We start from the raw sequence: 24,361 nt of genomic DNA, 5'->3' as shown, positions 1-24,361 counted from the left end.
GGCTTGGGTCAGAAGGTGGTGCGGCCGCCCGAGGTGTCGAAGGTCGACGCCGTGGTGAAGCTGCATTCCTCGCTGGCCATGAAGCAGACCATGGCGGCCGATTCCTCGACCAGGCCAAGCCGGCCCATCGGGATCTTCGAGCGCATATAGTCGACCTGGCTCTGCGGCAGCTGTTCCAGGATCGGGCTTTCGAAGGTCGCCGGGGTCAGCGCATTGGCGATCACGCCCTTGCCCGCCAGTTCCTTGCCGATGCTCTTGGTGAGACCAATCACGCCCGCCTTGCTGGCCGAATAGGCGCTGGCGTTGGGATTGCCTTCCTTGCCTGCGACCGAGGCGAGGTTGACGATCCGGCCATAGCCGTTTTCGAGCATGAAGGGCACGACTTCGCGGTTGCAGTAGAAGAGGCCATTGAGGTTGATGTCGATCACCCGCTGCCAGCTGTCGACCGGATAGTCCCACACCGTGGCGGTCGCGCCGGTGATGCCGGCCGAGCAGACGAGGACGTCGATCTTGCCCAGCGCATCCGCGCTGGCCTTGGCGGCGGCGGCGACGGCGGCCTGATCGGAGACGTCGAGCGCAACCACATGGGTCGCGCCGACTTCATCCTTGGCAGCGGCGAGGGCGTCGGCGTTCAGATCCCACAGGACCACCTTGCCGCCTTCTTCGACGATACGCTTGGCAACCAGCTTGCCCAGGCCCGATGCGCCACCGGTGACGATGGCGCAGCGACCTTCATAGCGTCCGGAAAAGACGCTCATCCGAGCACCTCGTCGCCCAGGTGGCGCCATTCCACGACATTCTGCTTCTGGCTGCCGAGCTTGGCGATGCCCAGTTCCATGACGTCGCCGGCCTTGAGGTAGACGGCTTCGGGCTTCTTGCCCTCGCCCACGCCCGGAGGGGTGCCGGTGATCATCAGGTCACCGGGGTAGAGGGTGATATATTCGCTGACATAGGAGATGAGCTGGGCGACGTTGAAGATCATCGTCCTGGTGTTGCCGGTCTGCATCCGATCGCCATTGACGTCGAGATACATGTCGAGATCCTGCGGGTTGCCGATTTCATCGGCGGTCACCAGCCAGGGGCCGACCGGGCAGAAAGTGTCATGGCCCTTGCCCTTGCTCCACTGGGTGCCGCGCTGCTTCTGGTTGAAGCGTTCCGACACGTCGTTGACGAGGACATAGCCCGCGACCTTCGACAGCGCATCTTCTTCCGACACGAAGCGGCAGGTTTCGCCGATGACGACGCCCAGTTCGACTTCCCAGTCGCCATGGGTCGCGCCCTTGGGCAGCATCACTTCGTCATTGGGGCCGTTGAGCGACGACAATGCCTTCATGAACATCATCGGCTCGGTCGGGATCGGCAGGTTGGATTCGATCGCATGGTCCTCATAATTGAGGCCGATGGCGACGATCTTGCCGATGCCCTTGACCGGCACGCCATAGCGCGGGTCGCCATCGACGACGGGGAGCGAGTCCACGTCGACGCCCTTGGCGGCGGCGAGGCTCTCGATCGTCAGGTCGGCGACGACGCCGGACAGGTCGCGAATCTTGCCTTCGGCATCGATCACGCCGGGCTTTTCCTGGCCACGCTGGCCGAAACGAACAAATTTCATGGGATCAGTCTTTCTCTGTTCAGGCGATCAGTGGGTGTAGGGGCGGTGCATCGCGATGTCGGGGTTCAGGTCGACGCCGAAGCCCGGCTTGTCGAGCGCGGTCACCTTCATGCGGCCATTTTCCGGCACCGGTTCACCCAGCAATTGCGGGTGGAACATCGGCACCACTTCCGTCGGCCCCGGATGCATCATCAGGAACTCGGCGAAGGGCGAGTTGTGACGGGTGATGACGAAATGATAGCTGTAGACCGACGAGCCATGCGGCACGACCATCTTGCCATGGGCGTCGGCGAGCGCGCTGATCTTGAGCAGTTCGGTCACGCCGCCGCACCAGCCGACATCGGGCTGGATGATGTCGCAGCAATCCATTTCCATCAGCATGCGGAAGCCCCAGCGGGTCGCTTCATGCTCGCCGGTGGTGACCAGCATGCCCTTGGGCACGTTGCGCTTGAGCTGCTGGTAGCCCCAATAATCATCCGGGCTGATCGCTTCCTCGATCCACTTGAGACCCAGCTCATGCGCGGCGATGGCGAGGCGGGTGGCATAGTCGACGTCGAGCGCCATCCAGCAATCCCACATCAGCCAGAAATCATCGCCAACCTTGGACCGCATGTCGGCCAGTTCGGCGATATTCTTCTTCAGGCCCTCGACACCCTCGGCCGGGCCGTGGTGCAGCGCCATCTTGCCGCCGATGAAGCCGAATTCCTTCGCCTTGTCGGGGCGCGCGCCGGTGGCGTAGAATTGCAGTTCGTCGCGGACCGCGCCGCCGAGCAGATGATAGACCGGTTCCTGGCGCAGCTTGCCGAGCAGATCCCAGAGCGCGAGGTCGACGCCGGAGATGGCGTTGATGACCAGGCCCTTGCGGCCATAATATTGGGTCGAGAAATACATCTGGTCCCAGATCTTCTCATAGTCGGTCGGCGACCGGCCTTCGAGGAAGCGGGCGAGATGCTTTTCGACGATATAGGCGGCGGGCTCGCCACCGGTCGTCACGGCGAAACCGACGGTGCCATCTTCCGCCTCGATCTCCACGACCAAGGTGCCGAGCACATTGATGCCGAAGCTCTGCCGCGACTGGCGATATTCGGGATATTTCGACATCGGCGTCGCGATGTGATCGTCGATCCAGTGGCCTTCGCCCTGGTCATGATAATCGGCACCGCCGCCGCGCACGGTGAAGGCGCGGACATGCTTGATCTTCGGCAACGTCACGATGGGCACGCTGAAACTCCCTTGGGCCAGACCCATCGCAAGGGGATGGGCAATAACACTTCCACCATATGGACAAAATGCGCACAACGTGGGGCAATTGAGGGGAAGAATCGCGTCCGGCCTCTCCTACACCCTTGTTTTTCTCATTTTGTGGGATAGAGTGTTAGTAGATGAGACAAAATACGTCAAACCCGGAATCGGGTCCGCGAGAGGAAAAGTCGAAGACGCAGGGGTCGCAGACCCTTCAGCGCGGGCTGGACCTGCTCGACCAGGTGATCGACGGGCCGGTGAAGCTCGCCGACCTGTCCGAGCGCATGGGCCTGACGCGCTCCACCACCCACCGCCTGGCCAATGCGCTGGTCGAGCGCGGTTTCCTGACCTTCCTGCCGCGCGAGGGCTATCAGCTCGGCCCCAAGCTGCTGCAGCTCGGCTTCCTGGCGCAGAGCCAGGCCGACGTGGTGCAGATTGCCCGCCCCCATCTGGAAGCGCTGGCCGCGGCGAGCGAGGATGTGGTGCATCTGGGCCGGCTGGACGGCGACCAAGCGCTCTATCTGGACAAGATTCCCGGCCGCCGCCGGGTCGAGATTTCGAGCCGGATCGGCGATCGCCATCCGCTGACGTCGACGGGCCTTGGCAAGGCGCTGATGCTGGACGATCCGGAGGCGGGCTGGACCCGGCTGCTGGAGAGCGAGCGGGAGAACGGCACCCATGATGCCGACCCGGCCACATGGCTGGAGCGGATGCGCGGCTATGTCGCGGCCGGCCGCGCGTTCGACCTGGAAGAGAATGAAGACCAGATACGCTGCGTCGCCGCGCCGATCCGCGATGCGTCGGGCGCGATCGTCGCCGCCATCAGCCTGTCGAGCGCCGCCCAATATATGGACGATGAGCGCATGGCATCGCTGAGCGACGAGGTCCGCGCCGCCGCGCAGAAGGTCAGCGCCGATCTGGGCTGGACCCCCGGCGTCAAATCCCCCCGCCGCCCGGTGCGGCGCTAGTTTGTAGCGGTGGCGAGCACGGCAATATTCCTCCCCTGCAAGGTTCGGCAGAGGCGCGCGACTCTGCCGAAGGGGACCACGAAGTGGTGGAGGGGTGTCGCCCCGTCGAGAGCGGGACACCCCTCCGTCGGGCGCTTCGCGCCCGCCACCTCCCCTTGCAGGGGAGGATTGTCATTTGCCTGCGACCCGAAATCTTTGAAGCAAGGAAGACCAATCCCATGAAGCTGCTTGAAGGCAAGACCGTCCTCGTCACCGGCGCATCGACCGGCATCGGCCGCGCGGCCGCCATCGGCGCCGCCCAGCATGGCGCCGACGTCGTCATCAATTACGCCCATAGCGACGGCCCGGCCGCGAGCTGCGTCGCCGAGATCGAGGCGCTGGGCCAGCGCGCGATCGCGGTGAAGGGCGATGTCGCCGATCCGCAGACCGCGCAGGACTTCGTCGCCAAGGCGGTCGAGGCGTTCGGCAAGGTCGACGTGATGGTCAGCAATGCCGGCATCTGCCCGTTCCACGGCTTCCTCGACATGCCGGTCGACGTGGTGGAGCGCACCTTCAAGGTCAATCTGCACGGCGCCTATTTCATGGTGCAGGCGGCCGCGCAGCAGATGGTGAAGCAGGGCCATGGCGGATCGATCGTCGCCGTCTCCTCCATCTCGGCGCTGGTCGGCGGCGAATTTCAGACGCACTACACCCCGACCAAGGCCGGCGTGCATTCGCTGATGCAGTCCACGGCGATTGCGCTCGGCAAATATGGCATCCGTTGCAACAGCGTGCTGCCCGGCACCATCCTGACCGAGATCAACAAGGATGACCTGGCCGATGTCGAGAAGCGCGAATATATGGAAAAGCGCACGCCGCTCGGCCGCCTCGGCGCGCCCGAAGACCTGGCCGGGCCGATCGTCTTCCTGGCATCGGACATGGCCGCCTATGTCACCGGCGCGGCGCTGCTGGTCGACGGCGGCATGTATGTGAACCTGCAATAAGATATTGAGCGCCGTCATTCCCGCGAAAGCGGGGATGACGGTATTCAGGAAACAGGACATGCCGATGAGGATCGTCACCAAAGCCGCCGCCGCCCTCGCCCTGCTGGCCACGCCCCTGCCGGCGCTGGCGACGCAGCCGGGCGACACGATCCTGATCGCCAGCGATTCGACCGCGGCCAATTACAAGAAGGGCAATTATCCCCAGACCGGCTGGGGCATGATGCTGGGCTGCGGCCTGTCGCCCGAGGTGCGGGTGTCCAACCATGCGATGGGCGGGCGGTCGACCCGCACCTTCATCGAGGAAGGGCGCTGGACGAAATTGATGAGCGAGCTGATGCCCGGCGACACGGTGCTGATCCAGTTCGGCCATAATGATGCCTATCGCGCCAAGCCGCAGCGCTGGGCGCCGGCGCAGACCGACTATCGCAACAATCTGCTGCGCTTCATCTGGGACGTGCGCGGGGCCGGCGGCACGCCGGTTCTGGTGACGCCGGTGACGCGGCGCAGCTTTGGCGCCGACGGCAAGGCGAAGGCCGACTTCGCCGAATATTCCGCCGTGATGCGCGAACTGGCGGCGAGCGCGCATGTGCCGATCATCGATCTGGAGGCGCTGTCGCGCGCCTGGGTCGACCGGGCCGGGCCGGACAAGGCGAAGACCTATTTCCTCCACTACAAGGCGGAGGACAAGATGCCCGGCTTCCCCAAGGGGATTGATGACGATACCCATTTCAGCGAACTGGGCGCGCGCAATGTCGCCGATCTGGTCGCCGGCGGCCTCAAGGCGCTGAACCTGCCAATTTCGGCCAAGGTACTGGCGAGCCGGCCGGCACTAAATCGGACCACGCCGCTGGGAAGGACCGAATGCCAATGACCATGCTTGACCGCCGCGGCCTGTTGACCGGCGCCGCCGTTGCCGCCGCGCTTGCGCCGATGAGCGACGCGCTGGCGCAGAGCTTTCCGCTGCCCCAGGGGTTCGTCCGCTTTCCGATCTGGCCGGGCAAGGCGCCGGGCAGCGAGCATGTGACGGTGAAGGAAGTGGAGACGCTGCGCCGGCCCGACAGCGGGCCGGACGATGGCGTGTTCGCCCATATCGTCACCCCGACCCTGACCCTGTTGCGGCCGGCAAAGCCCAATGGCGCGGCGATCATGCTGATCCCCGGCGGCGGATACAGCCGGGTGGCGATCGGCCATGAGGGCTATTCGATCGCGCGCCGCTTTGCCGAGGCGGGCTATGTCTGCTTCGTGCTGCTCTATCGCCTGCCGGCCGATGGCTGGGCCGCCGGGGCCGAAGCGCCGCTGCAGGATGCGCAGCGCGCGCTGCGGCTGGTCCGTAGCCTGGCCGCGAAGGAGAAGTTCGACGCCAATCGGGTCGGCGTGATCGGCTTTTCCGCCGGCGGGCACCTGGCCGCCTGGCTGACCAGCCGGACGCCGGTGGAAAGCTACAAGCCGGTCGATGCCGCCGATCGCGAGCCGATCAAGGCCGCCGTCGCCGCTTACATGTATCCGGTGATCCAGATGGAGGGGCCGTTCGTCCACAAGGGGTCGCGCACGCAGTTGCTGGGCGAGAATCCGAGTGTCGAACGAATGCGCGCCTATTCGCTGGACCAGGATGTGAGCGCGCAGACGCCGCCGGTGTTCCTGGCCCATGCGATCGACGATCCGGCGGTGCCGGTCGACAACAGCATCGCCATGCTGGCGGCGCTACGGGCGCAGAAGATTCCGACCGAATGCCATTTGTTCGAAAATGGCGGCCATGGCTTCGGCATTACGGCGCAAGCCCAGTCGGCCGCGCCCTGGCCCGACCTGTTCCTGGCCTTTGCCAAGAGGCATGGCGTGTGACCCAGCGCAAAATTGCCCTGTTCGTCACCTGCCTGGTCGACATGATGCGCCCGCGCATCGGCTTTGCCGCGATCCGCGCGCTGGAGGCGGCGGGCTGCGACGTGGTCGTGCCCGAGGGCCAGACCTGTTGCGGCCAGCCGGCGCTCAACAGCGGCGATACCGATCATGCGATCGCACTGGCGAAACAGACGATCGTCGCGCTGGAACCCTATGAGGCGGTGGTGGTGCCGTCGGGATCGTGCGGCGGCACGATCCGTTGCCATTATCCCGAGCTGTTCGAGCATGACCCGGAATGGCTGCCGCGCGCGCAGGCGGTGGCGGCGAAGACATGGGAGATCATGGCCTATCTGGACGAGCAATGCGGGTGGAAGCCCGAGGGCGTGCAGATGGATGCCAAGGCGACCTATCATGACAGCTGCTCGGGGCTGCGCGAGCTGGGCGTCAAGGCGCAGCCGCGCCGGTTGCTGAAGCCCATCGCCGGGCTGGAGCTGACGCCGTTGGCGGGCGAGGAAACCTGTTGCGGCTTTGGCGGCACCTTCTGCGTCAAATATCCCGCCATTTCCAACGCGATCGTCGGCGAGAAGGCGGACGCGATCGAGGCGACCGGCGCCGACCTGCTGCTGGCGGGCGACCTGGGTTGCCTGATGAACATGGCGGGCAAGCTCAATCGGCAGGGTAGCAAGGTCCGCGCCTTCCACGCGATCGAGCTGATCGCCGGCATGGGCGACGGCCCGGCGATCGGGGAAGAGGCATGAGCGGCGCACCGGCCGAAGCGACCAGCTTCAAGGATCGCGCCGATGCGGCGCTGGCCGACCGCATCCTGAAGGTTGCGGTCGAGCGGACGGCGGGCACGGCCGAGGCCAAGCGCGCGGTCGCGGTCGACGCCTTTCCCGATTTCCAGGCGGCGCGCACCCGCGCGGCGGCGATCAAGGACCATGTCGTCGCCCATCTGGGCCATTATCTGGAGCAGTTCGAGGCGAACGCCACCGCGGCCGGGGCGAAGGTCCATTGGGCGCGCACCGCCGACGAGGCCTGCGACATCGTCATCGCCCTGTGCAAGGCAGCGAAGGCCAAGAGCGTCGCCCGGTCCAAGTCGATGCTGGGCGAGGAGATCGGCCTGCCCCATGCGCTGGCCGAGGCCGGGATCGGCCGGGTCGAGACCGACCTTGCCGAACATATCATCCAGTTGGCCGACGAGCGGCCCTCGCACATCATCTGGCCGGCGATGCACAAGACCCGCGAGCAGGTGTCCGCCCTGTTCAAGGCGAAGCATCGCACGCCGCATGAGGAAGAGACGATCGCCGCCATGGCGGAAAGCGCGCGGCGCGAGCTGCGCACGCAGATGCTGGGCGCGGATGTCGGCATTTCCGGCGCCAATTTCCTGATCGCCGACACCGGCGCGATCTGCACCGTCACCAATGAGGGCAATGCCGAGCTGTCGCTGGTCCCGCCGCGCGTCCATATCGTGACGGCCGGGATCGAGAAGATCGTGCCGAGCATGCCCCATGCCGTGCATATGCTGCGGATGCTGGCGCGATCGGCGACCGGCGCGGCGCTGACCCAATATACGACCTTCTACACCGGCCCCAAGCGTCCCGGCGACCGGGATGGGCCGGAGGAGATGCATATCGTGCTGGTCGACAATGGCCGCACCCGGATGCGCGAGGAGGGGCTGGCCGAGATGCTGCGCTGCATCCGCTGTGGCGCCTGCATGAACCATTGCGTCGTGTTCCGGCAGATTGGCGGCCATGCCTATGGCGGCACCTATCCGGGGCCGATGGGCGCGGTGCTGACCCCGGTGCTGGACGGGCTGAAGCAGAGCCGCGATCTGCCCAATGCCTGCACCATGAACGGCAAGTGCCAGGAAGTGTGCCCTGTGCGCATCCCGCTGCCGACGCTGCTGCGCGGCTGGCGGGAGAAGAGCTGGCGCGAGGGGCTGGAGCCGCAATCGCTGCGTGCCGGGCTGGGCCTATGGGCCTGGGTCGCGACCCGGCCACGCCTCTATCGGATGGGCACCGGCCTGGCGGTGCGGGCGATGCGGCTGCTGGGCAGCAAGGGCTGGATCCGTTCACTGCCGCTGGCCGGCGGCTGGACCCGCTATCGCGACATGCCCAAGCCCGCGGCGCAAACCTTCATGGACCAATATCGCAAGGAAAACGGCCGATGAATGCGCGCGAGGCCATCCTAAGTCGTCTGAAAGATGACAGCGAAGTTGACATAGCGGCGGAGGCGGCAGCGCTGCTCGGCACGCCGGAGCGGCCGGCGGTCGATATCGCCCAGGTCGGGGCGGAATTTCTGGCGCGGCTGGCGCTGCCCAGCGTCAGCGCCAGCCATGACGTCATCGAGACGGTCGAAGAGCTGCCGGCCGCGGTCGCGCGCTATCTGGATGCGCAGGGCGAGGCGCGCGCGCTGTGCCTGCCGCCCGACCCGCGCCTGTCGGGCTGCGACTGGAGCGGCTTTGCCCTGCATCAGGACGCCGCGCCAGACGAGGCGGCGACGCTGGCGATTGCGCGCAAGGGCATTGCCGAGACCGGATCGCTGATATTCGAGACGAGCCCGCAGGCGCCGATGCTGCCCAATTTCCTGACGCTGCACCATCTGGTGCTGCTGCGCGTGGCCGACATCGCCCCCTGGCTGGAGGAGGCGCCGCTGGCCGGGCCGCAGCCGCGCGCCCATTACTGGATCACCGGCGTGTCGGGGACGACCGATATCGAGGGCACCTATGTGCGCGGCGCCCATGGTCCCCGCTTCCTGCATGTCATCCTGCTGCGCGGCGATTTTCCTCATATGTCGGAACAATAGTCCACATTCCGGGAAAACAGGCTTACATTCGCCGCCTGCGCCGTTATAAGCTTGGCCAAAGTTTAGATGGAGATTCCCGATGTTCGACAAGACCTATTATGCGACCCACCCCGACATGATGGAGTGCGTGTCGAACGAGGAGCTGCGGGATCGCTATCTGATCGGCGGGCTGTTCCGTCACGGCGAATGCGTGCTCAACTATACCCATGCCGAACGCTTCGTGATCGGCGGCGTGGCGGTGGCTGACGCACCGGTGAAGCTGCCGGCGCAGACCGAGCCGGCCTCGGCGGCGGGCCATCCGTTCCTGGAGCGGCGCGAGCTGGCGATCGTCAATGTCTCGGGCGTCGAAGGCACCGTGACCGTCGACGGCGAAGTCTTCACGCTCGGCAACAAGGATTGCCTCTATGTGACGATGGGCGCGAAGGATGTGGAGTTCGCCGGCGCCGGCGCGCGCTATTATCTCGCCTCCTGCCCGGCGCACAAGGCGTTCACCACCCGCAAGCTCGGCATTGCCGACGCCAATGCGCTGGAACGTGGTTCGCTGGAAGAGTCGAACGAGCGCACCATCTTCCAGCTCGTCATCCCCGGCATCTGCGATAGCGCGCAGCTGGTCATGGGCCTCACGGTCCTGAAGCCCGGTTCGGTGTGGAACACCATGCCGCCGCACATCCATGAGCGCCGCAGCGAGATTTATTTCTATTTCGAGCTGGATGGCGATGCCGACCGCGTCTTCCACTATATGGGCGAGGGCGACGCGATGCGTCACATCGTCATGGCCAATGAGGAAGCGGTGATCTCGCCGCCCTGGTCGATCCATATGGGATCGGGCACCAAGGCCTATGCCTTCATCTGGGCGATGGCCGGCGAGAACCAGGACTATACCGACATGAACGTGCTGGATATCTGCCAGCTGGCCTGACGGTTTTTCGCCCCTTCCGCACAAGCGGGAGGGGCCAGGGAGTCCTGACATGAGCACTATCTTCGATCTTGGTGGCAAGGTCGCCATCGTCACCGGCGCCAATACCGGCATTGGCCAGGCGATCGCGCTGTCGCTCGCGGCGGCCGGCGCCGACATTGCGGCGGTCGGCCGCACCCCGGCGGAAGAGACCGTCGAGAAGGTTCGCGCGCTCGGCCGCAAGGCCGAGATCGTCTCGGCCGATCTTTCCAGCATCGAACCGGTGCAGCGCGTCGTCGACGAGACGATCGAGAAGCTGGGCGGGCTCGACATATTGATCAACAATGCCGGCATCATTCGCCGCGCCGACGGCGTCGACTTCACCGAGGAAGACTGGGACGCGGTGATCGACACCAATTTGAAGTCGACCTTCTTCCTCGCCCAGGCTGCCGGGCGGCACATGCTGGCACAGGGCAGCGGCAAGATCGTCAACATCGCCTCCTTGCTGTCCTTCCAGGGCGGCATCCGGGTGCCGAGCTATACCGCGTCGAAGAGCGGCGTCGCCGGCCTCACCAAGCTGCTGGCGAACGAATGGGCGGCCAGGGGCGTCAACGTCAACGCGATCGCGCCGGGCTATATCGCGACCAACAACACCGCCGCGCTGCAGGCCGACGAGACCCGCAACCGCCAGATCCAGGAGCGCATCCCGGCCGGCCGCTGGGGTGACCCCAGCGACATTGGCGGCGCTGCCGTGTTCCTCGCCTCGCCGGCCGCCAATTATATCCATGGCCATGTCCTGGCCGTCGATGGCGGCTGGCTGGCCCGCTGATATCCCGTCCTGCGCCCGTTCCTAGGCGGGTGGGCGCAGGACAGACCTGATCCAAGAGGAGGGCTCAGCCTCCCGACCCATCACAGGAGGACGGATGCCCGATATCGACCGGCGCACGGCGCTGACTGCCACGGGCCTTGCCGGCCTGGGCCTCGCCCTTCCCGCTGATGCCCTTGCCCAGACGGCCAACAGCCTGGACGCGCGCAAGCCGGGCCTGCCGCTCAAGTCCGGCCATCTCCATATGGGCACCAGCGCCGGGCCGCAGGGGCGGATCGGCATCACCAATCTCTATCTGACCCGCGACGACCGGCCTTGGCTGCCGGTGATGGGCGAATTTCACTTCACCCGCTTCCCGAGCGCCTATTGGGAAGAGGAATTGCTGAAGATGAAGGCGGCCGGCGTCGGCATCGTCGCCTCCTATGTTCTCTGGAACCATGTCGAACTGGCGCCCGGCAGGATCGACTGGACCGGCGATCGCGACATCGGGCGCTTCGTGCGGCTCTGCCAGAAACATGGCCTGCTCTTCTTCCTGCGGCCCGGCCCCTGGGGCCATGCCGAAGCGCGCTTTGGCGGCATTCCCGACTGGATCGCCGGCAGCACCCGCACGCGCAGCAACGACCCCGCCTATATGGCACAGGTCGAGCGCTTCTGGCGCGGACTGCACGATCAGCTCAACGGGCTAATGTGGAAGGATGGCGGGCCGATCGTCGGCATGCAGGTCGAGAATGAATATAATCTGGCTGGCCCCGGCCAGGGCCGGGAGCATATCGCGGCGCTGAAGGCGCTGGCGCTGGGGATCGGCTTCGACGTGCCGCTCTATACCGTGACCGGATGGGACCAGACCGTCTATCCCAAGGGCGAGGTCGTGCCGGTGCATGGCGGCTATCCCGACGAGCCCTGGTCGGCGAAGACGGTGAAACTGCCGCCCAAGGAAAATTACCTGTTCCGCTTCGACAGCCGGGTGAGCGGCGACCTGGGCGCACAGACGCGCGGCGGGCGACGCGGCGACGCCGACAGCGACATGGAAGATACGCCCTTCCTGGGCGCGGAATATGGCGGCGGTGTGCCGGTCATGTATCGGCGGCGGCCGCAGTTGCAGCCGGCCGACGTGGCGGCGGCGGTGACGACGCAGGTCGGATCGGGCGTCAATCTGCTGGGCTATTATATGTTCCATGGCGGCGCCAACCCGATGGCGAACGGGCGCATGCTGGAGGAAACGCAGCGGTCGGGCGGTTATAATGACTGCCCGGCGATCGGCTATGATTTCCAGGCGCCGATCGGCCAATATGGCGAGGTCAATCCGGTCAGCGCGGCGCTGCGCCCGCTCCATTATTTCCTGGCCGAATATGGCGAGACGCTGGCGCCGATGACGGTGCATGCGCCGGCCGTGCTGCCGGCCGACAAGGATGACCTGAAGACGCTGCGCTGGGCGGTGCGGGCGAAGGGGAACAGCGGCTTCCTGTTCGTCAACAATCATGTCCGCCAATATGGCACGGCGGCGCATCCCGGCACGCAGTTCAATGTGACATTGGCCGGCGGCACGGTTCGCCTACCGAGCCGGCCGGTGACGATCGCGCCGGGCGACAATTTCTTCTGGCCGATCGGCATGGATCTGGACGGGGTGCGGCTCGACTGGGCGACGGCGCAGCCGGTGACGCGCATTGCCGACAGGGACGGGCCGATCCATGTGATGGCGGCCTGCCTGCCCGGCCCGGTAGAGTTGGCCTTTCCGGCGGAGACGAAGGTCGATGCGCCGGCACGCAGCGAAGGCGGGCGGGTGATCGTCCAGGTGCCGCCATCCGCGACGCGGCCGGTGCGGGTGACGGGCGCGGACGGGCGATCGGTGCGGTTGCTGCTGATCGAGCGGGAGGCGGCAAAGCGCATCTGGGTCGGCGAGATCGGTGGCGAGCGGCGCGTGGTGCTGAGCGCGGCGGATGTGCTGTTCGGGCCGAACGGGCTGGAACTGCGCCAGCGCGGCGAGGCGCGTTTCGCCTGGCAGATATTGCCCGGCAAGGCAGCGATGATGACGGCGAAGGCGACAGGCATCGCGCCCCTGCCCTTCAGCCAAACGCGCGAGGCGGGCACGGCGCCGCCGATCGAGATTGGCGGGCCGGCCAAGGCGGCGATGCAGCCCCTGCCCGAGGCGCACAAGGCGGCGGCGGCCTTTAGCTTCACCATTCCCAGGGATGTTCTGGCCGAGGGTGGCGACGCCTTTCTGGAGATTGACTGGCGCGGCGATATCGGCCGGCTGTTCGATGGCCCCGACATGCTGGACGATGCCTATTGGGACGGGCGGGTCTGGCGGATCGGACTCAAGCGCTTTGCCGCGAGGCTGGGGCGGCCCTGGACGCTGACGGTGATGCCGCTGCGCGCGGACGCGCCCATCTATCTGGACGATGCCGCGCGGGCCAAGCTGCCGGCGGGGGAACAGGTCGCGACGCTGGAGGTGCTGCGCATCGTCCCGGAATATCGCATGGAGGTGAAGGCATGAACGGGTTCACACGCCGCGGCACATTCGGCCTTGCCACCCTGCCCCTGCTGGCCCAGCCGGCGCTGGCCAAGGTGAGCAAAAATGGCGCGCGGCCCGGCCCCTATCTGATCGGTGCCGATGTGAGCTGGGTGCCCGAGGATGAGGCGGCGGGTGCGCGCTATTTCGTGGACGGGGTGCAGAAAGACCCGATCCTGATCCTGCGCGATGCCGGGTTCAACGCGATCCGGCTGCGCATCTTCGTCGATCCGGCCAAGGGCTATTCCAGGCGGGAGCCGGACAAGGGCTGGGCCGGCCTGACCCAGACGGTGAAGCTGGGCAAGCGAGTGCGCGATGCCGGCATGGGGCTGGTGCTGAGTTTCCATTATAGCGACACCTGGGCCGATCCGGAGCATCAGGCGGTGCCGGCGGCCTGGGCCGGTTATGACCTGCCGGCGCTGGCCAAGGCAGTCGAGGCACATACCCATGACACGCTGGTGGCGATGCGGGCGGGCGGCGCGCCGGTCGACATGGCGGTGATCGGCAATGAAACGACCTTCGGCATGTTGTGGCCCCTTGGCCGGGTGAAACTGTCGACGTCGACCGGCAATCCGGTGACCGACGCCAATCATGCCAAGGTCGGCGAGGTCGGCGGGTTCGACGGCTTTGCCGCGCTGCTGCGCGCGGGGATCGCCGGCGCGCGCCGGGCCGAGCCGGGGGTCGCGATCCAGGTGCATAATCATCTGGGCCGGCACTGGCCGATCGTACGCGAATGGACCGATGCGCTGATCGCGCGGCAGGTGGATTTCGATGTGGTCGGCTTTTCCTGCTACCAGCAGCGGGCGCAGGGTGACTGGGCCACGACCTTCAGCGAATTTGTGAAGCGCTATCCCGACAAGGGGCTGCTGGTCGCCGAATATTCGAGCCGCAAGCGCTATATCAACGATCTGGTCCATGCCCTGCCCGGCAAGCATGGCTGGGGCACGTTCATCTGGGAGCCGATCCGGCACCAGGAGGCGATTTTCGACCAGGATGGGCATAATGCCGGCGAGGGGGCCAAGCCCGACCTGATCAGCCAGGGGCTGAACGGGGCGGAAGCGCCGGGCGGGCTGGCATCGCAGCAACCGGCCGTGCCGAAACCCGAACCGACCGGGCCGATGGGCCATGGCGGCGACTATGTCGCCAATGAGCTGATCAACCTCTACCCGCAAATGGCCAAGGATTATCGCTGATGAGACGGCGCGACTTCACATTGGGGCTGGGCGCGCTGGCGCTGGCGGGGTGCGCCACCCGATCGGCGGCGCGCGCCGATGACCTGCTGGTCTTTGCCTATTTCACCACCGGCAAGGGCGAGGCCGATGGCCTCAAACTGGCGGTGAGCGAGGATGGCTTTGCCTTTCGCACGCTGGCGGGCGGACGCAGCCTGCTGGTGCCGCAGGTGGGCGAGAAGAAGCTGATGCGCGACCCCTATCTGTTCGCGGACAAGGGCGTCTATCATCTGCTGTGGACCACCGCCTGGGAAGGGGTGACGATCGGCCATGCGACCAGCCGCGATCTGGTCCAATGGTCGCCGCAGCGCGCCATTCCGGTGATGCAGGACGTGCCGGGCACCCGCAATTGCTGGGCGCCCGAGGCGGTGCGCGATCCGGCGACGGGGCGGCATATCCTCTTCTGGTCGAGCACGGTGGAGGGGCGCTTCACCGAAACGGCGGGGACATCGGAATCGGGCTACAACCACCGTCTCTGGTCGGTCAGCACGGCCGATTTCGAGACGTTCAGCGCGCCCGCGCCGCTCTATGACCCCGGCTTCAGCGTGATCGACGGGACGTTCGCGCAGGCGCCGGGTGGCGGCCTCTATCTGATCGTCAAGGATGAGACGGTGCAGCCGCCGCACAAATGGCTGCAGGTGGCCAAGGCGGAAAGCCCGACCGGACCGTTCGGCCCCCTGTCGCCGCCCTTCTCGCCCGGCTGGGTCGAGGGGCCGATGAGCGCGCAGGTCGGCGATGCGCTGGTCTGTTATTATGACGTCTACAAGGAGGGTCGCTGGGGCGCGGCGATGACCCGCGACATGGTCAACTGGACCGACGTCAGCGCACGCCTGACCATGCCGGCCGGCGCGCGCCACGGATCATTGCTGCGCGTTCCCCGTGCCCTGGTTGCCGACATCGTCTGAGGTCCAGCCGCCGCCCAGCGCCAGGAAGATGGCGATCTGGTCCTGCACCAGCTGGACGCGGGCGGCCGCGGCCGAGGATTCGGCGCTGGCGAGGCTGCGCTGGGTATCGAGCAGGTCGAGGAAATCGCTGCGGCCGAAGCGGAACAGCTTGTTCGCCTGCCCCGCAGAGACATTGGCACTGTCGCGCGCGCGATCGAGCGCGGCGGCCTTTTCCGCATCGCGGCGATAGGTTTCGAGCGCGGTTTCGGTCTGGCGCAGCGCTTCCAGCACGCTGCCGTCGAAGCTGGCAAGATCGGCCTGCACCTGGGCATCGGCCTGAGCAATCCGAGCGCGGACCACCGGGCGGTTGGGGAAGGTCCAGCTGATGAGCGGGCCGAGGCTGAAGCCGAAGGCGGAGCCGGAGCCGAAATCCTTGAGCGGGCCGGACAGGCCGACCGAGCCGCCGATGCTGACCTGCGGATAGAGATCGGCCATGGCGACGCCCAAAGTCGCGGTGTCGGACGCGATCATGCGTTCGGCCTGGCGGATGTCGGGGCGGCGACGGATCAGCGCGGTGCCATCGCCCACCGGCAGCGGCGCGCCAAGCGACGGCAGAGTGGCGCAGCTTTCCACATCCCTGGGATAATCGGCCGGCGGACGGCCGAGCAGGGTGGCGAGCAGATAGAGGCCGCTCTGGCGCTGTGCTTCATAGACCGGCAGCGTCGCCTCGCTCTGGTCCACTGCCGCCTGGGCGCGGCTGACGTCGAAGGCGGTGCCGCGACCGCCCTTGAACAGGCGCTGGGTGGCGTTGAGCGTATCGCGCTGGAGCGAGACGACCCGGCGATTGACGCCGAGCGCATAATTGGCGGCGCAGACCTGGGCATAGGCCTTGGCCGTGGCGGCGGCGACGCTGACGCGGACATAGTCGCGCGCGGCGGTCACTGCCTCGACATTGGCGCCGCTCGATTCGATCGCGCGGCGGATGCGACCGTTGAGGTCGAGCGGATAGGAGGCGCTGAGGCCGAAATCATAGCTGACCGAGCCGGGCAGATGCTGGGTCACGCCCGAAGGCCGTGCCAGCGTTTCGCCGCCGCTGATCGTGGTGCTGATCTGGCGCCCCGCCTCCGTCTCGCGCAGCACGGCCTGCGCCGCGGTGAGATTGGCATCGGCGACGCGCAGGTCGGTATTGGCGGTCAGCGCCTCGGCAATCAGCGCGTCGAGCCGGGGGTCGTTATAGAGTTTCCACCAATGGTCGGGCAGGTCGGCATTGCTGAAGCCCGCACCCTGCGCCGACTGGAAATTACCCTGCGCGCCCGGCGCGGTCGCGGCCGAATGCTCGGGCGGATGATAGTCCGGCCCGGCGGTGGCGCAGGCGCTGAGCGCCAGTGCCATCAAGGATGTGGCGATACCCTTACGCATGGCGGCAGCTTCCCGGCTTGGCATCCTTCTTCGCCGGTTCGACCGTCACCGTGGCGGTGCGGCCCGAGATCAGCGTGATATTGGCCGGGACATTGGTGAGCTTCACCCGGACCGGGATGCGCTGGGCGAGGCGGACCCAGGAGAAGGTCGGCTCGACCGTGGGCAGGAGATTGCCGGAATCGCTGCGGGTCGAGTCATTGATGCCATAGGCAATGCTTTCGACCTTGCCGTGCAGATCCTGCTTCTCCCCCATCAGGCGGACGGTGACGGGCGCGCCGATGCAGACCAGAGGCAACTTGGTTTCCTCGAAATAGCCCTCGACCCGCAGGCTGTCGCTGTCGATCAACGCCATCGCCTGGGTGCCGGCGCCCAGATAGTCGCCGGGATGGAGATCGAGATTGGTGACGACGCCATTGACCGAGGCGCGGACCTGGGTGCGCTTGAGGTTCAAGGCGGCGGCGTCGCGCGCGCTTCTGGCTTCGGCCAGCGCGGCCTGCGCCGTGGCGACGCGGGCGACATTCTGTTCATGGCTTTCCTTGGCGACGAGGTCGCCCAGCGCCAGATCGCGGGTCGCCTCTCGCCGGGCCTGGCCGAGCGTCGCCTGGGCGCTGGCGATCTGCGCCTCCGCCTGTTCCAGCGCCAGCGCATAGCGCGGCGTGTCGATGACGAAGAGCAGGTCGCCTGCCTTCACCTGCTGATTGTCGCGCACCGCGACCGAGGTGACGAGGCCGCCAATATCGGGGGTCACGCGCACCACATCGGCGCGCACTCGGCCGTCGCGGGTCCAGGGGCTGCGCTCATAATGGTTCCACATCCACACCGCGACGATGACGGCGAGAATGACGATGATGATGGTGGCGGCGCTGCGGATCAGCGTCCCGGTCAGGCGGTTCATAGGCGGATTCCCAGCATCGGAACGAGAATGGACAGGCCCCCGAGCGTCAGCACGAACAGGCTGAGGTCGACGAGGGCCCGATAGGCAAGAAAGCGGTAGAGGCCGAACGCCGCGATCAGGCGGGTGAGGCCATAGGTGAGGATGAGCGCGGCCAGCGCCAGCGCCAGCAGCGTGGGGAAGAAGACCCCGTCGATGGACAATTCGCCGGTCATGCGGGAACTCCGGTCATGGGGGTCTTTGGGGTCAGGGGGGTCATGCGATAGCCGGCGCTGTCGGCGAAGAGATTGCGGCGCAGGCTGACCAGCGCCAGGATCGCATCGCGGCGGACCGAGGGGGCCGGATTGGCGGCAAGGTCGCCGATGGCGCTGTCGATGTCGTCGAGCAGGGCGGGATCGGCCGCAGCCGGCGCATCGGGATCGAGCCGGCGATAATGGTCGGCCACGCCGCCCAGCACCCGGCCAAGCGGAGCGCCCTCGTCAAAGGGGAGATCGACGCGGAGCTGGCGCAATTCGCCGATGGCGACACCGGTGCGCAGATCGCGCAGCGCGTCATAGAGCGGCTTGCCGCTGTCCGTGCGAATGGCGGCGAGGCGCGGAGCGAGCAGCGCGATGCGATCAAGCATGCGGTTGATCCAGCCGCGCACATCGGGCTGGGTCATGAGGTTGGCGCGAGTGGCGATATCGGCCCAGCCGGCGCGCACGGTGCGGCGCACGGCGCGCTCCACCCCGGCCGATTGCAGCAGGCCGGCCATGATGATGGCGAACCAGATGCCGACCAGCTGTGCCACCGAGCCGTTCACATAGGAGGCGAAGGCGCTGACATAGGCACTGGAGAGCAGCACCGGACTGCCGAGGCCGAGCAGCGTCGGCAGCGCAATGCCCATCCAGCGCGGCGAGGCCATCATCGCGCCCAACACCAGCAGCGGCGGCGCATAGGCCAAGGCGAGCATGGCGAAACCGTCGAGCCTGGGCATGATGGCATAGCCGTAGAGGGCGCCGAGGAATGTGGCGATGATCGTGCCGATCATGAAGCCCTTGAGCGGGGCGAGCGGATTGTCCGACGCCGAGAAGAGCGCAAGGAAGACGCCGGCCAGCATCACCGCGCTGCCGCCGTCATGCCAGCCGCTGCCGATCCACAAGGCACAGCCGATCGTCACCGTCATGAAGGCGGCGAAGGCGCCGCGCGCGGCGCCGGCATAATCGCGATGCAGTTCGCGGTTGCGACGCCCCTCCAGCAGTTCGGCCACGCGCGGCGTCACCGGGCTGCGGCTGTGGGTCAGCATCTGGTCGAACAGGTCGCGGCAGTCGCGATGAACCGCGATCAGCGTGCCGAGGCGGGAATAGAGGCTGAGCCGCATCATGCCGGCCCAGTCCATATCGCTGTCGGCCGCCGGTTCCAGCGCGGCGCAGCGGTCGATCAGCGCCTGGGCGCCGGCGGCGCGGGTCGCACTGTCGGTGCCGGGATGATCGAGCCAGTCGCGCGCATCGGCGATCAGCTGTTCGACCTGGGCCGGGACGATGCCGCCATTGGCCTGTTTCAGCATCGCCAGCCGATCCTCGACCGCGGCGCCCAGCGGCAGCAGCAGCGAGAGCTGGTCCTGCATCGCGCGCACAGTCCGGACGCGCGGCGCGAGGCGGCTGATGTCGAAGGGCAGATGGATCGACATCTGGTGCAGTTCGGTGACGTCCTGCGCCAGACGGCGGCGTTCGGCATCAAGGCCGGGCACCGGATCGGTCGCGATCGCGTCGCGCGACCAGCGTTCGGCATCGCGCAGCATGGCTTCGACGCGGGCGAAGAGGTTGCCGGTGATCGAGCCGGGCAGAACGACGCCATGGACGATGCTGCCGCAGGCGATGCCGATCCAGATTTCCTGCACGCGCAGGGTGGCGACGGTGAAGATGGTCTGGGGCGAGTCGACGTCGGGGAAGACGATCAGGCAGGCGCTGTAGCCGGCCAGCACGAACATGTAGGAGCGCGGCGTGCGATCGAGCAGTGAGACGAAGACGCAGAGCGCCAGCCAGGCGGCCATGGCGAGGGTCAGGAGTTCGGGCGAATTGACCAGCGGCGGGACGATCGCGACGGAGAAGGCGGCCCCGACAATGGTGCCGATGGCGCGGAAGATCGCCTTGGAAATCACCGCGCCGGCGAGCGGCTGGGCAACGATATAGGAGGTGAGGAAGGCCCAATAGGGGCGTTCCAGGCCAATGCTGAGCGCCACATAAAGGGCCAGCATCGCCGCCAGGAAACATTTGAGCGAGAATAGCGCGGCGGGAACGCCGAGGCGCTCGCTCCAGGCTGACAAAGCGGCCTTTTTCATGACTGGCCCCGGCGCTCCCCGATACGGCGTCGCAGCAGTTCTAACAGATTGACCGCCGTCTCGATATCCGCCTCTGACACACCATCGAGCAGGTCGTTGCGCATGTTGCTGAGCCGCGTTTCGATGCGGCCGACCAGGTCGCGGCCGGAGGTGGTGAGCGACAGGCAGTTGGACCGGCGATCCTCCGGATTGGGGGTGCGCTCGATCAGGGCGGCGGCCTGTAGATGGTCGAGGGTGCGGACCAGCGAAGGCTGGGTGATGCCCAGCACATCGGCCAGTTCGATCTGGCGCACGTCGGCGCCCAGCCGGTCGAGATAGAGAAGGCACCAGCCGGCGGAATTGGAGACGCCGAATTCGGCCAGGGTGGAATCGGCAAGCTGGCGCCAGAGGCGCGCAATCTGCGGCATATTATGCGCCAGCGCGCGCTGAAGTTCGGTCCGATTCACGAACGCTTAGATAGCTAACTAATTTTATAGTGCAACGGGTCGGCCATGAATTTTTGGTAATGTCGGCTGCGGCCCGGCATGAACCGGGCCGCAGCCGATCGGGATTATGCGCGACGCGTGCCGGTGAAGGGCGCGGCACCGAAGGCACCGAGCTGCATCGTGCCGGTCAGGCTTTCGCCGGTGATTTCGGCTTCGCATTCCAGCGTCATCGGCATGGGGATGGTCATTTCCATCTTCCAGGTCAGCTTGTTGCCGGCAACCACGCCGTCCTTGACGTCGAGCGAGCCCATCATGCCGGCAAAGGTGCCGTTGAAACGGTCGCCCGTGCTGATCACGGTGAACACGCCGGTCTGTTCGCCCAGCGGGGTCTTAGCCACGCAATCATAGGCACCATCCACTGCAGCCATCTCACTTCTCCTTTACGTTAGCGTCAATCAGCCAATGTGCCCATTTCCACCGGCAGGCCGACCGCGTCAAGCTGGGGCTTCACCAATTTCGCATCGCCGACCACGACCCAGATCAGCCGATCGGGGTTGATCGCCTCGCGCGCGGCCTGATCCATCTGCGCCGCAGTGATGGCGCGATAGGTTGCCGGCAGGGTGGCATAATAGTCGTCGGGCCGGCCGAGCAGATTGTTGCGCATCATCGCCGAGAGCAGGTCGGACGAGGTTTCGAAGCTGCCGGGCAGCGACAGGATCTGGCCATTGATCGTCTGATCGCGCTCCGCCTGGGTCGTGCCCTTGCTGGTCAGGAAATCCTTGATGTCCTGGCGCGCGGCGATGATCGATTCGCCGGTCTTGTCGGTCTGGACCGGGGCGTAGACCAGCAGCGGGATCGTTTCCTTGACGCCGGGCATGCCGGTGCCCGCGCCATAGGCCCAGCCCTTCGCCTCACGCAGGTCCATGGTCAGGCGCGAGGTGGTGCTGCCGCCCAGCACCTCGTTCGCGGTGATAAGGGTGACCGGATTGTCGGTGCCCGCCTTGTTGGTGAGCTGGCCGGCGAGGATCATCGACTGCGGACTTTGCGGCTTGTCGATGAGGACGATGCGCGACGGGCGCATCATGCGGTCCATGCGGAACAGCTTGGCGCCCTTGGCAATGGCCGGGGCCTTCCAGTCGCCGAAGCGCTTTTCGAGCAGCGGCAGCAGTTCGGCCAGCGTCGTGTCGCCAGTGGCGAAGATGGTCGCATTGTCCGGGCGCATCCATGTGTCATGGAAGGCGACCAGATCGGCGCGCGTCACCGCCTTCACCCCGCTTTCGGTGCCCGAACCGGTGAAGGGAATGCCATAGGGATGGGCCTGGCCATAGAGCATCGGCGGCAGCATGCGCTGGGCGATGGCCATGGGCTGGGTCTTTTCCGCGGCGATGCGGGTCAGCATCTGGCTGCGCAGCCGTTCCACTTCCTTGGGATCGAAGGCAGGGTTGCGGATGATGTCGGCGAGCAGGCCGAGCGAGGCGTCGAGATTGGGCTTGAGCGCATAGAGGCCGACATTGGTGGCATCCATGCTGTTGGCTGCGCTGATGCCGGCGCCCAGCCGTTCCTGCTCCTCGGAAATCTGCACCGAGTTGCGGCTGGTGGTGCCTTCGTCGAGCAGCGCGGTGGTGAGCGCGGCGGTGCCGAGCTTCTGCCGGTTGTCGGCGGCATTGCCCGCATCGAAGGCGACCGAGACCTTCACCACCGGCACGGTGGCGCGGCGCGAGAAGACGACCGACATGCCGTTGGAGAGCTTCGCGCGCTCGACCGGCGGGAAGACCAGATCCTTGACCGGCTCGATCGGCGGCTCGGCCACCTTGGTCGGCGGCGGGGGCGTGCCGGCCTTGGGCGCGGGGCCATTGGGATCGCGGAAATGGGCGGGATGCATGGTGGCGCTGCCCGAGGGCGCATTGCCGGCGAGCGCATTATCCTCGGCCGAGCGTTCGCCGGGCGACACGGTCAGGCGGAAGACCGGGCGGCCCAGCCATTTGCGCGCGGCGGCCGAGACGCTGGCGGGCGTTGCGGCGGCATAGATGGCGAGATCCTTCTTATATTTGCCGGGATCATTGGAATAGACAGCGCCTTCGGCCAGGGTCACCGCCTTGCCGGAGAAGCCGCCGACCTTTTCGAGACCACCGATCGTGCCGGAGAGCTGCTGGGTCGCGGCGCGCAGCACCTCGTCCGCGCTGGGGCCCTTGGCGAGATAGTCGGCGAGCAGCGCGTCGAGCCGCTTGCCCACGGCGACCGGATCCTGACCCGGCTTCACGTCCACGGTGATCTCGACCATCGACAGCTTCTCGAACGGCTGGATGCTGGCCTTGACCGCGACCGCCACCTTCTCGTCGCGCACCAGGATATTGTCGAGGCGCGAGGAACCGAGGCCACCGAACACCGAGAGGGCAAGGTCAAGCTGCTGCAGGTCGGGCGAATTGACGCCGGGGACGATCCAGTTGCGGTAAAGGCGGGTGGCAGCGACATTGTCGTGCATCACCTTTTCCACATCCTTGCCGAGCGTCGGCACGGTCGCGTCGACATCCTGCGGCGCCGGGCCCGACGCGATGTTGCCGAACCATTTTTCGACCTTCGCCTTGGCGGTCGGCACGTCGATGTCACCGGCCAGCACCAGGGTGGCGTTGTTGGGGCCGTAGTGAGTCTTGAACCAGCTCTGGACGTCGGCGAGGCTGGCCGCGTTCAGATCCGCCATCGAGCCGATGGTCGAGTGGCGATAGGGGTGGCCTTCGGGCAGCATGCCGGCAAGCTGGGCATATTCGACCAGGCCATAGGGCTCATTCTCGCCCATGCGCTTTTCATTCTGGACGACGCCGCGCTGGGCATCGAGCTTGGTCTGGGTCACGGCGCCGAGCAGATGGCCCATGCGGTCGGATTCCAGGAACAGGGCGCGATCGAGCGCGCCGGTCGGCACCGTCTCGAAATAATTGGTGCGGTCGAACCAGGTCGTGCCGTTCCAGTCGGTGGCGCCGATATCTTCCAGACGGCCGAAGAAGGGACCGTCGGCATTTTCCGAGCCATAGAACATCAGATGTTCGAACAGATGGGCAAAGCCGGTCTTGCCGGCAGGCTCGAAGCGCGAGCCGACATGATACCAGACCGAGACGGCGACGATCGGCGCCTTGCGATCGGTATGGACGATGACCCGCAGACCGTTGGGCAGGCGAAATTCCTGATAGGGGATGTCCACCGCCGAAACGAGGCTGGAGAGCGGCGCGGGCGCGGCGGCGGCAGCGGTCGGCGCGGCCTGCGCGGCGGAGCCAAGCGGCACGAACGCAAGCGCGGACAGGCCGAGCATCAGGGGAAGCCGGCGGGACATGCGGGTAAGGATCATGAAGACCTCTAGGACAGGAGGGCAGTCGATACGGCCGGGACGGACCCCGCCGCGATGGCGCGCAGCATAGCGGGGCGTGATAGCGGCGCAATACGCATGATATCGACAAGCGGAGGCTGGACAGCGACGGGGCGCAGCGGCAAGTCTGCACGCCATCATCCATAGAGACGGAAAGTCCC

At 66.5% G+C, this 24,361-nt stretch carries 22 protein-coding genes; 12 read left to right on the top strand and 10 right to left on the bottom strand.

The window, feature by feature from the left end:
• Nucleotides 1-8 precede the first annotated feature (8 nt).
• The 3 genes from HH800_RS21850 to rhmD are packed head-to-tail and all read right to left on the bottom strand — an operon-like array spanning nt 9 to nt 2,860.
• On the bottom strand, nt 9-758 hold the full coding sequence (locus HH800_RS21850) for an SDR family NAD(P)-dependent oxidoreductase (RefSeq protein WP_004209347.1): 750 nt from the start codon (nt 756-758) through the stop codon (nt 9-11).
• The gene (locus HH800_RS21845; protein ID WP_097385000.1) at nt 755-1,612 is read right to left on the bottom strand and encodes a fumarylacetoacetate hydrolase family protein; all 858 of its coding nucleotides are present in this window, start codon (nt 1,610-1,612) and stop codon (nt 755-757) included. The genes HH800_RS21850 and HH800_RS21845 overlap by 4 nt, the downstream gene beginning before the upstream one ends.
• Before the next feature lie 27 nt (nt 1,613-1,639).
• On the bottom strand, nt 1,640-2,860 hold the full coding sequence (gene rhmD, locus HH800_RS21840; RefSeq protein ID WP_125987950.1) for an L-rhamnonate dehydratase: 1,221 nt from the start codon (nt 2,858-2,860) through the stop codon (nt 1,640-1,642).
• 134 nt (nt 2,861-2,994) lie between these two features.
• Between rhmD and HH800_RS21835 the strand changes: the two genes are divergently transcribed.
• The 12 genes from HH800_RS21835 to HH800_RS21780 all read left to right on the top strand — a co-directional run bounded on the left by HH800_RS21835 (nt 2,995) and on the right by HH800_RS21780 (nt 15,810).
• The gene (locus HH800_RS21835; RefSeq protein ID WP_004209343.1) at nt 2,995-3,822 is read left to right on the top strand and encodes an IclR family transcriptional regulator; all 828 of its coding nucleotides are present in this window, start codon (nt 2,995-2,997) and stop codon (nt 3,820-3,822) included.
• 218 nt (nt 3,823-4,040) lie between these two features.
• Nucleotides 4,041-4,805: an SDR family NAD(P)-dependent oxidoreductase gene (locus tag HH800_RS21830; protein WP_004209342.1), complete on the top strand. Its 765-nt coding sequence runs from the start codon at nt 4,041-4,043 to the stop codon at nt 4,803-4,805.
• Nucleotides 4,806-4,869: 64 nt separating this feature from the next.
• Complete coding sequence (locus HH800_RS21825; RefSeq protein WP_169863393.1) at nt 4,870-5,676, top strand: rhamnogalacturonan acetylesterase; 807 nt, start codon at nt 4,870-4,872, stop codon at nt 5,674-5,676.
• The gene (locus HH800_RS21820) at nt 5,673-6,644 is read left to right on the top strand and encodes an alpha/beta hydrolase (protein ID WP_169862367.1); all 972 of its coding nucleotides are present in this window, start codon (nt 5,673-5,675) and stop codon (nt 6,642-6,644) included. The genes HH800_RS21825 and HH800_RS21820 overlap by 4 nt, the downstream gene beginning before the upstream one ends.
• Complete coding sequence (locus tag HH800_RS21815; RefSeq protein WP_169862365.1) at nt 6,641-7,399, top strand: (Fe-S)-binding protein; 759 nt, start codon at nt 6,641-6,643, stop codon at nt 7,397-7,399. Before HH800_RS21820 ends, HH800_RS21815 begins: the two co-directional genes overlap by 4 nt.
• On the top strand, nt 7,396-8,811 hold the full coding sequence (locus HH800_RS21810) for a lactate utilization protein B (RefSeq protein WP_169862364.1): 1,416 nt from the start codon (nt 7,396-7,398) through the stop codon (nt 8,809-8,811). The genes HH800_RS21815 and HH800_RS21810 overlap by 4 nt, the downstream gene beginning before the upstream one ends.
• Entirely contained in the window at nt 8,808-9,446 is a 639-nt protein-coding gene (locus HH800_RS21805; RefSeq protein WP_169862362.1) for a LutC/YkgG family protein, read from the top strand. The genes HH800_RS21810 and HH800_RS21805 overlap by 4 nt, the downstream gene beginning before the upstream one ends.
• 79 nt (nt 9,447-9,525) lie before the next feature.
• Nucleotides 9,526-10,365 carry a 5-dehydro-4-deoxy-D-glucuronate isomerase gene (gene kduI / locus HH800_RS21800; protein ID WP_169862360.1) on the top strand — a complete coding sequence of 280 codons (840 nt, stop codon included), beginning with the start codon at nt 9,526-9,528 and terminating at the stop codon, nt 10,363-10,365.
• A gap of 49 nt (nt 10,366-10,414) precedes the next feature.
• The gene (kduD, locus tag HH800_RS21795; RefSeq protein ID WP_169862358.1) at nt 10,415-11,170 is read left to right on the top strand and encodes a 2-dehydro-3-deoxy-D-gluconate 5-dehydrogenase KduD; all 756 of its coding nucleotides are present in this window, start codon (nt 10,415-10,417) and stop codon (nt 11,168-11,170) included.
• A 94-nt stretch (nt 11,171-11,264) separates the two neighbouring features.
• Nucleotides 11,265-13,661 (top strand): beta-galactosidase, encoded by a 2,397-nt coding sequence (locus HH800_RS21790; RefSeq protein ID WP_169862356.1) that lies wholly within the window; start codon nt 11,265-11,267, stop codon nt 13,659-13,661.
• The gene (locus HH800_RS21785) at nt 13,658-14,869 is read left to right on the top strand and encodes a glycosyl hydrolase 53 family protein (protein WP_169862354.1); all 1,212 of its coding nucleotides are present in this window, start codon (nt 13,658-13,660) and stop codon (nt 14,867-14,869) included. The genes HH800_RS21790 and HH800_RS21785 overlap by 4 nt, the downstream gene beginning before the upstream one ends.
• On the top strand, nt 14,869-15,810 hold the full coding sequence (locus HH800_RS21780) for a glycoside hydrolase family 43 protein (RefSeq protein ID WP_169862352.1): 942 nt from the start codon (nt 14,869-14,871) through the stop codon (nt 15,808-15,810). Before HH800_RS21785 ends, HH800_RS21780 begins: the two co-directional genes overlap by 1 nt.
• On the opposite strand, the gene HH800_RS21775 is transcribed toward HH800_RS21780, so the two are convergent.
• From HH800_RS21775 to HH800_RS21745, 7 genes are all read right to left on the bottom strand, one after another.
• The gene (locus HH800_RS21775; RefSeq protein ID WP_169862351.1) at nt 15,766-17,208 is read right to left on the bottom strand and encodes an efflux transporter outer membrane subunit; all 1,443 of its coding nucleotides are present in this window, start codon (nt 17,206-17,208) and stop codon (nt 15,766-15,768) included. The genes HH800_RS21780 and HH800_RS21775 overlap by 45 nt on opposite strands.
• On the bottom strand, nt 17,201-18,103 hold the full coding sequence (locus HH800_RS21770) for an efflux RND transporter periplasmic adaptor subunit (protein WP_010337503.1): 903 nt from the start codon (nt 18,101-18,103) through the stop codon (nt 17,201-17,203). The genes HH800_RS21775 and HH800_RS21770 overlap by 8 nt, the downstream gene beginning before the upstream one ends.
• Complete coding sequence (locus HH800_RS21765; protein WP_004209328.1) at nt 18,100-18,315, bottom strand: DUF1656 domain-containing protein; 216 nt, start codon at nt 18,313-18,315, stop codon at nt 18,100-18,102. The genes HH800_RS21770 and HH800_RS21765 overlap by 4 nt, the downstream gene beginning before the upstream one ends.
• Nucleotides 18,312-20,420 (bottom strand): FUSC family protein, encoded by a 2,109-nt coding sequence (locus HH800_RS21760; protein ID WP_169862349.1) that lies wholly within the window; start codon nt 20,418-20,420, stop codon nt 18,312-18,314. Before HH800_RS21760 ends, HH800_RS21765 begins: the two co-directional genes overlap by 4 nt.
• Nucleotides 20,417-20,866: a MarR family winged helix-turn-helix transcriptional regulator gene (locus HH800_RS21755; protein WP_169862347.1), complete on the bottom strand. Its 450-nt coding sequence runs from the start codon at nt 20,864-20,866 to the stop codon at nt 20,417-20,419. The genes HH800_RS21760 and HH800_RS21755 overlap by 4 nt, the downstream gene beginning before the upstream one ends.
• Before the next feature lie 104 nt (nt 20,867-20,970).
• Nucleotides 20,971-21,273: a hypothetical protein gene (locus HH800_RS21750; RefSeq protein ID WP_004209325.1), complete on the bottom strand. Its 303-nt coding sequence runs from the start codon at nt 21,271-21,273 to the stop codon at nt 20,971-20,973.
• Between the two features lie 23 nt (nt 21,274-21,296).
• Nucleotides 21,297-24,182, bottom strand: coding sequence for a M16 family metallopeptidase (locus HH800_RS21745; RefSeq protein WP_169862345.1), 2,886 nt, complete (start codon nt 24,180-24,182; stop codon nt 21,297-21,299).
• Nucleotides 24,183-24,361 lie beyond the last annotated feature (179 nt).

It is taken from the genome of Sphingobium yanoikuyae, from assembly GCF_013001025.1.
GTDB lineage: Bacteria > Pseudomonadota > Alphaproteobacteria > Sphingomonadales > Sphingomonadaceae > Sphingobium > Sphingobium yanoikuyae_A.
Note: the sequence above shows the minus strand (reverse complement) of the source record. Positions and strands in the feature narration are given on the sequence as shown.